Annotated in this window: 4 protein-coding genes and 1 rRNA gene; 4 read left to right on the top strand and 1 reads right to left on the bottom strand. The window is 73.1% G+C overall.

The window, feature by feature from the left end:
* Nucleotides 1-92, top strand: a 5S ribosomal RNA gene (gene rrf, locus ABZ621_RS34780); the annotation flags it as partial.
* A 143-nt stretch (nt 93-235) separates the two neighbouring features.
* Here the strand turns inward: rrf and ABZ621_RS34775 are convergent.
* A complete protein-coding gene (locus ABZ621_RS34775; RefSeq protein WP_360610744.1) occupies nt 236-1390 on the bottom strand; it encodes a hypothetical protein in 1155 nt (384 codons plus the stop codon).
* A gap of 333 nt (nt 1391-1723) precedes the next feature.
* Between ABZ621_RS34775 and mtrA the strand changes: the two genes are divergently transcribed.
* The 3 genes from mtrA to ABZ621_RS34760 are packed head-to-tail and all read left to right on the top strand — an operon-like array spanning nt 1724 to nt 6285.
* Nucleotides 1724-2401, top strand: a complete 678-nt coding sequence (mtrA, locus tag ABZ621_RS34770) for a two-component system response regulator MtrA (RefSeq protein ID WP_030498730.1) — start codon at nt 1724-1726, stop codon at nt 2399-2401.
* Between the two features lies 1 nt (nt 2402).
* The gene (gene mtrB, locus ABZ621_RS34765; RefSeq protein ID WP_360610743.1) at nt 2403-4415 is read left to right on the top strand and encodes an MtrAB system histidine kinase MtrB; all 2013 of its coding nucleotides are present in this window, start codon (nt 2403-2405) and stop codon (nt 4413-4415) included.
* Nucleotides 4405-6285: an LpqB family beta-propeller domain-containing protein gene (locus tag ABZ621_RS34760; protein WP_360610742.1), complete on the top strand. Its 1881-nt coding sequence runs from the start codon at nt 4405-4407 to the stop codon at nt 6283-6285. The genes mtrB and ABZ621_RS34760 overlap by 11 nt, the downstream gene beginning before the upstream one ends.
* Nucleotides 6286-6446: the final 161 nt, after the last annotated feature.

Genomic DNA, 6446 nt, shown 5'->3' with positions numbered 1-6446 from the left:
CGCCCGGTTACATTCCGAACCCGGAAGCTAAGCCTTTCAGCGCCGATGGTACTGCAGGGGGGACCCTGTGGGAGAGTAGGACGCCGCCGAACAATCATTGTGGGAAAGCCCCGCACCTTATGGTGCGGGGCTTTTCTGCGTTTCCGGGGCGAAACCGGTGGGGTGCCTGCCCCGGTACGAGTACGGCCCCCGTCTCCTCCGGTCCGAGGAGGCGGGGGCCGTTGTGGTGAGGGGGTCAGTCGTCGGTGCCGGCCGCGGCCTTGGTGAGTTCCAGGTCCAGGGCCTCGCGGCGGATGCGCTGGTCGACGTAGAGGAAGACGGAGACGCCCGCGGCGATCGGGTACGTGAGGGAGCTGGTGATGATGCCGCCGACCGCCATGACGGAGAGGTACGTCCACGTCAGCTCGAAGCCGCCGTCGAGGGCGAAGGCGACCGCCGTGAACGGGATCGTCAGGATCATCGTGAAGATCATGATGAGGAGCTGGGCCAGCAGCGTGATGCCGAAGACCCGCCACCAGGAGCCGTCCACGAGCTTCGCCGAGCGCTTCAGCGCCGGGACGATGCCCTGACGCTCCAGCATCAGGGCCGGGGACGCCAGGCCGAAGCGGATCAGCAGCCAGACGATGGCCACGAAGGCCGCCGCACCGCCGAGGAAGGCGAGCGTCGCGCCGCCCGCCCCGCCGAGCAGCAGACCGGGGAGCATCGCCGCGAAGGCGAGCGCTCCGGCACCCAGCGGCAGGGCCAGGGACAGGAGCAGGAGCTGCGGCAGGCGCGGGCTCGCCTCCCGCCAGGCCTCGGAGACGGTCACCGGCCGGCCGAGGACGGCCCGGCTGACCACGATGGTGAGCAGCGCGCTGGTGAAGACCGAGGCGGCCACGGAGACCAGCATCGTCGGGGCCAGCTCGGTGAAGGAGGCCCGGAGGTACTCGGAAGCCGCCTCCAGCTGCTCCGTCGGCGTCGCGTCCGCGTGCAGGGCCGGAACCTCCGCGGAGAGGTATCGCTGCACGAACACCAGGGCGACCTGGGTGACGACGGCCACGGGGACCGTGACGGCCAGCACCGTACGCCAGTAGCGGCGGAGGGTCGTGACCGCGGCGTCGAGGATCTCGCCGACGCCCAGCGGACGCAGGGGGATGACGCCCGGCTTAGGGGCCGCGGGGCCGCCGTAGCCGCGCTGCGGGGGCGGGTTCCCCCAGGCCCGGCCGGGAGACGGCGGCGGGGTCGGGCCGCCCGGAGGCGGCGACCAGCGGCCCGCGGGCGGCTGGTCCTTCGACCACTGGGGGCCGGAGGCGTCCGGCTCCGGCGCGGAGGGCTGCCCGGGGATCGCGGGGCCGTCCTGGCCGTCGGAAGGGGCGGATCCGGGCGTGTTCCGGCCCGGAGTGTCGTTCACGGTCGTCCACCTCGAAGGATTGGGTCGCGGTGCCGGTCGGCGAACCGGCCTGGTCACGGCGGCCGTCCACGGTCGGGCGGCGGGCCGGCTGCCATCGTGTCACGGGGAACCCCACGGCGGACCGGGCAGGAAGCACCGTCCCGAACATGGGCGTTCGCGGCCCGGCGGGGTACGGTTCTGGGCGACCACGGGGGCACGGGGGGTGACAGTCGTTACTGGCGGCGGGGCGCCCGGACACGGGGAGTCAGAGACTTCGTCCGGGACGTTGTCGCAGGTCAGTGAGGTATCTCACCAGCCGCCTTGAGACTGATACGGAAATGGGATGATGTCGATATGAAGGGACGCGTTCTCGTCGTCGACGACGACACCGCACTGGCCGAGATGCTCGGGATCGTGCTCAAGGGTGAAGGGTTCGAGCCGTCGTTCGTCGCGGACGGCGACAAGGCCCTCGCCGCTTTTCGCGAGGCCAAGCCGGACCTGGTGCTGCTCGACCTCATGCTGCCCGGACGGGACGGCATCGAGGTGTGCCGGCTCATCAGGGCCGAGTCCGGCGTGCCCATCGTGATGCTGACGGCCAAGAGCGACACCGTCGACGTCGTCGTGGGCCTGGAATCCGGGGCCGACGACTACATCGTCAAGCCGTTCAAGCCCAAGGAGCTCGTCGCCCGCATCCGGGCACGGCTGCGGCGCTCCGAGGAGCCCGCGCCGGAGCAGCTCACCATCGGTGACCTCGTCATCGACGTGGCCGGGCACTCCGTGAAGCGGGACGGCCAGTCCATCGCGCTCACGCCGCTCGAGTTCGACCTGCTGGTCGCGCTCGCCCGCAAGCCGTGGCAGGTGTTCACCCGCGAGGTGCTCCTGGAACAGGTCTGGGGCTACCGGCACGCGGCCGACACCCGGCTGGTGAACGTCCATGTCCAGCGGCTGCGCTCCAAGGTCGAGAAGGACCCGGAGCGGCCGGAGATCGTGGTGACCGTCCGTGGCGTCGGTTACAAGGCGGGACCGAGCTGATATGAGCAAGGGCAGTACTGCTCCGGAGTCCCCGGCCCCTGGGGGCCGTACCGGGCGGGCTGCCGGACCGGGACGGGGGGGCTCGCGTTCCGGCCGCCTCAGGCGCGGTGGACGGCTTCTCCAGGACGGGACGCCGGGCGGCAGGGTCTTCAGGATCGTCGCCCGGCTGGTGCGCCGTCCGCTGCTGCCGGCGGTACGGCTCTGGCGGCGGAACATCCAGCTGCGGGTCGTCGCCGGCACCCTCCTGATGTCCCTCGGTGTCGTGCTGCTGCTCGGCCTCGTCGTCATCGGGCAGGTCCGCAACGGCCTGCTGGAGACCAAGGAGAAGGCCGCCCAGATCCAGGCCGCCGGCGGGTTCTCCGCCGCGCAGGACCGGGCCGCGACCACCCCGTCGACGCCCGAGCCGGACGGCGTACGCGCCGGATCCTCTGTGAACTGGCGCTCCACGCTCGTCGAGCAGCTCGCCAGCGGCGGGCAGAACGCGTTCAACGTGGTGGCGCTCTCGCTGGACTCCAGCGACTCCGCGAGCCGCGGCGCCCGCGCCTCCGGCGAGGTCGACCCCGCGCGGTCCGTCCCCGTCGACCTGCGGCACCAGGTTGCGCAGGGCAACTCGCCGTTCCAGAAGTTCGGGCGCATCCACTACACCAGCGACAAGGCGTCCGAGCCCGGCCTGGTGATCGGCAAGCGGCTCAACGACGCCGAGGGCAAGCAGTACGAGCTCTACTACCTCTTCCCGCTCACCCAGGAGGAGGACTCCCTCGACCTGGTCAAGGGCACCCTGGCGACCGCCGGACTCTTCGTCGTCGTCCTGCTCGGCGCCATCGCCTGGTTCGTGGTGCGGCAGGTCGTCACCCCCGTACGCATGGCCGCCGGGATCGCCGAGCGGCTCTCCGCCGGACGGCTCCAGGAACGGATGAAGGTCACCGGCGAGGACGACATCGCGCGCCTCGGCGAGGCCTTCAACAAGATGGCCTCCAACCTCCAGCTCAAGATCCAGCAGCTGGAGGAGCTGTCGCGGATGCAGCGGCGCTTCGTCTCCGACGTCTCGCACGAGCTGCGGACCCCGCTGACCACCGTACGGATGGCGGCCGACGTCATCCACGAGGCCCGCGTCGACTTCGACCCCGTCACCGCCCGCTCCGCCGAACTCCTCGGCGACCAGCTCGACCGCTTCGAGTCGCTGCTCTCCGACCTCCTGGAGATCAGCCGCTTCGACGCGGGCGCCGCCGCCCTGGAGGCCGAGCCGATCGACCTGCGGCAGGTGGTGCGCCGGGTCATCGGCGGCGCCGAGCCGCTCGCCGAGCGCAAGGGCACCCGGATCGTCGTCGTCGGCGACGAGCAGCCCGTCGTCGCCGAGGCCGACGCCCGCCGCGTCGAGCGGGTGCTGCGCAACCTGGTCGTCAACGCCGTCGAGCACGGCGAGGGCCGCGACGTCGTCGTCAAGCTGGCCGCGGCCGGCGGGGCCGTCGCCGTCGCCGTACGCGACTACGGCGTCGGACTGAAGCCGGGCGAGGCCACCCGGGTCTTCAACCGCTTCTGGCGGGCCGACCCGGCACGCGCGCGTACCACCGGCGGAACGGGCCTCGGCCTGTCCATCGCGGTCGAGGACGCGCGGCTGCACGGCGGCTGGCTCCAGGCGTGGGGCGAGGCCGGCGGCGGTTCACAGTTCCGGCTCACGCTGCCGCGCACGGCCGACGAGCCGCTGCGGGGATCGCCGATACCGCTGGAGCCGGAGGACTCCCGGCGCAACCGGGAACAGGCCGCAGCGGGCCGGGCGCAGGAGTCGGGGCGTACCGCCTCCGTCCCCGCCCAGCCCGCCGGGGAACGGGCCCCGCTGCCCGGCGTGCCGCCGAGGATCCCGGCGCCGCCGCGCGCGGCCGTCGACCCGGCGGCGCTGCCCGGCAACGGTGCCCGGGTCGTGGCGCGGACGGCGGCCGAGACCGAGCAGGGCGCGGGCACGAGTACGGGCAGGGCGGGGAACGCGGAGCGGGAGGACGGCACACGTGAGCGCTGACGCGCACAAGCGGCTGCGGGCGGGGCGGGGACGGGCCGGACGGGCGCTGGTGCTCGCCGCCTGCGGCGGAGTCCTGGCCACGGGCTGCGCCACCATCCCCGACAGCGGCGAGGTCCAGGAGGTACGCGGAGCCAACCCCGGCGACTCGCAGGTGCGGGTCTACGCGGTCGCCCCCCGGGAGAACGCGGACCCGGACGAGATCGTCGACGGCTTCCTGGAGGCCATGACGAGTGACGACCCCGGGTTCGCCACCGCCCGCAAGTACCTGACGGAGAAGGCCGCCAAGAGCTGGAAGCCGGAGCAGAGCATCACCGTGCTCGCCACCGCGCCCGACCGCCAGAGCGCCTCCCGCAACGCCGACCCCGAGAACCAGGGGCGCGCGTACCCGATCTCCGGCCGGAAGATCGCGACCGTGGACGCCCGGCACGCGTACCAGCCGAACAGTCCCGTGGAGTACGCGCAGGCGATCCACGTCGTGCAGGAGACCGTGCCCGGCGGCAAGGACAAGGAGTGGCGGATCGACGGCCTGCCGCCCGGCCTGGTCCTCGGCGAGGCCGACTTCCTGCGGAACTACCGCTCGGTCAACAAGTACTACTTCGCCTCCGGCGAGGACTGGCTGGTCGCCGACCCCGTCTACATCCGGCAGCGCCAGGACCCCGTCACCCGGATGGACCCGGTGACGCAGACGGTGAAGGCGCTCCTCGAAGGCCCCACGCACTGGCTGCGGCCCGCCGTCGACTCGCCGTTCCCGTCCGGGACGGAGCTGGCCGCGGGCGTCACGACGCTGACGACGGACGACCAGTTCACGCTCAAGGTGCCGCTCAACGCGAAGGCCGACCGGTTCGGCGGCGAGGTGTGCCGGCGGATGGCGGCCCAGATGCTCGTCACGCTGGGCGACCTGACCTCCGTACGGGTCGACCAGGTGGAGCTCCAGGCCGACGGCGGCGGCGCCGTGTGCCGGCTCGGGAAGGGCCAGGCCGAGGAGTTCGAGGCGGTCAGGGCCACGGGGCAGGACGAGACGCCGTACTTCGTCGACGACGACGGCCGGCTGATGGCGCTCGCCCCCGGCGGGAAGGACGGGGTCCCGCCGGCCGCCGTGCCCGGCCCGCTGGGCAAGGGCGCCGTGCCGCTGGGCTCGGCCGCCGTGGCCCGTGGCGAGACGCGGGCGGCCGGGGTGTCCGAGGACGGCACCGCGCTGTACGTCTCCTCGATCACCACCGAGCAGGAGCAGCTGCCGCCCGTCTTCAAGAGCGCGGCCGTGGGCCCGGCGGCGGCGCACGGCGGGCTCTCCCAGCCCAGCTGGGACGGCCGCCGGGGCGACCTGTGGGTCGCCGACCGGGCCAAGGGCCACCAGCGGCTGGTGGTCGTGCCCGACGGCACCGGCAAGTGGTTCGAGGTCCGCACGCCGTGGCTGACCGAGGACACCCGCGTCGAGTCGCTGCGCGTCTCGGCGGACGGGGTGCGGATCGCGCTCCTGATCACCCGTGACGGGCGCACCACCCTCCAGATCGGCCGGATCGAGCGCCAGGACGGCTCGGACGAGCAGGTCGTGTCCGTGGTCGACCTCCAGCCGGCCGCGCCGCGCATGGAGTCGGTCTCGTCCGTCTCCTGGGCGGGCCCGAGCCGGCTCGTCGTCGTCGGCCGGGAGGCCGGCGGCGTCCAGCAGATCCGTTTCCTCCAGACCGACGGCTCCACCTCCGCCAGCTCCGTGCTTCCCGGCCTCAACGGCGTCAGCGCGGTCGCCGCGCCCCACCGGGAGACCGAGCCGCTCGTCGCCGCCTCCGGCAACGACGGCATCGTGCGGCTGCTGCCCGGCGCGAACTGGCAGCCGGTGGTGAAGTCGGGGAGCGTGCCGGTCTTTCCCGGGTAGCCCGGCCCGTAGCGGGGGCCCTCCCGTGGAGGGGCTGTGTGCGGGGCCGCGTGAGGGCTGTTGCGAGGGGGCTGTATCGAGGGGCTGTGCCGAAGGGCTGTCGCCCGTCGGCACAGCCCCTCCGTCGTCGTCCACAGGGGTTTTCCACAGGGGTGGCCCCC

This window comes from Streptomyces sp. NPDC007863, assembly GCF_040633895.1.
Taxonomy (GTDB): Bacteria; Actinomycetota; Actinomycetes; order Streptomycetales; family Streptomycetaceae; genus Streptomyces.
This window is presented reverse-complemented; position numbering and strand designations above follow the sequence as displayed.

What these genes read in the sequence shown, in the direction of transcription:
- mtrA (WP_030498730.1), top strand. Translation starts at nt 1,724, where the DNA reads ATGAAGGGACGCGTTCTCGTCGTCGACGACGACACCGCACTGGCCGAG.
- mtrB (WP_360610743.1), top strand. Translation starts at nt 2,403, where the DNA reads ATGAGCAAGGGCAGTACTGCTCCGGAGTCCCCGGCCCCTGGGGGCCGT.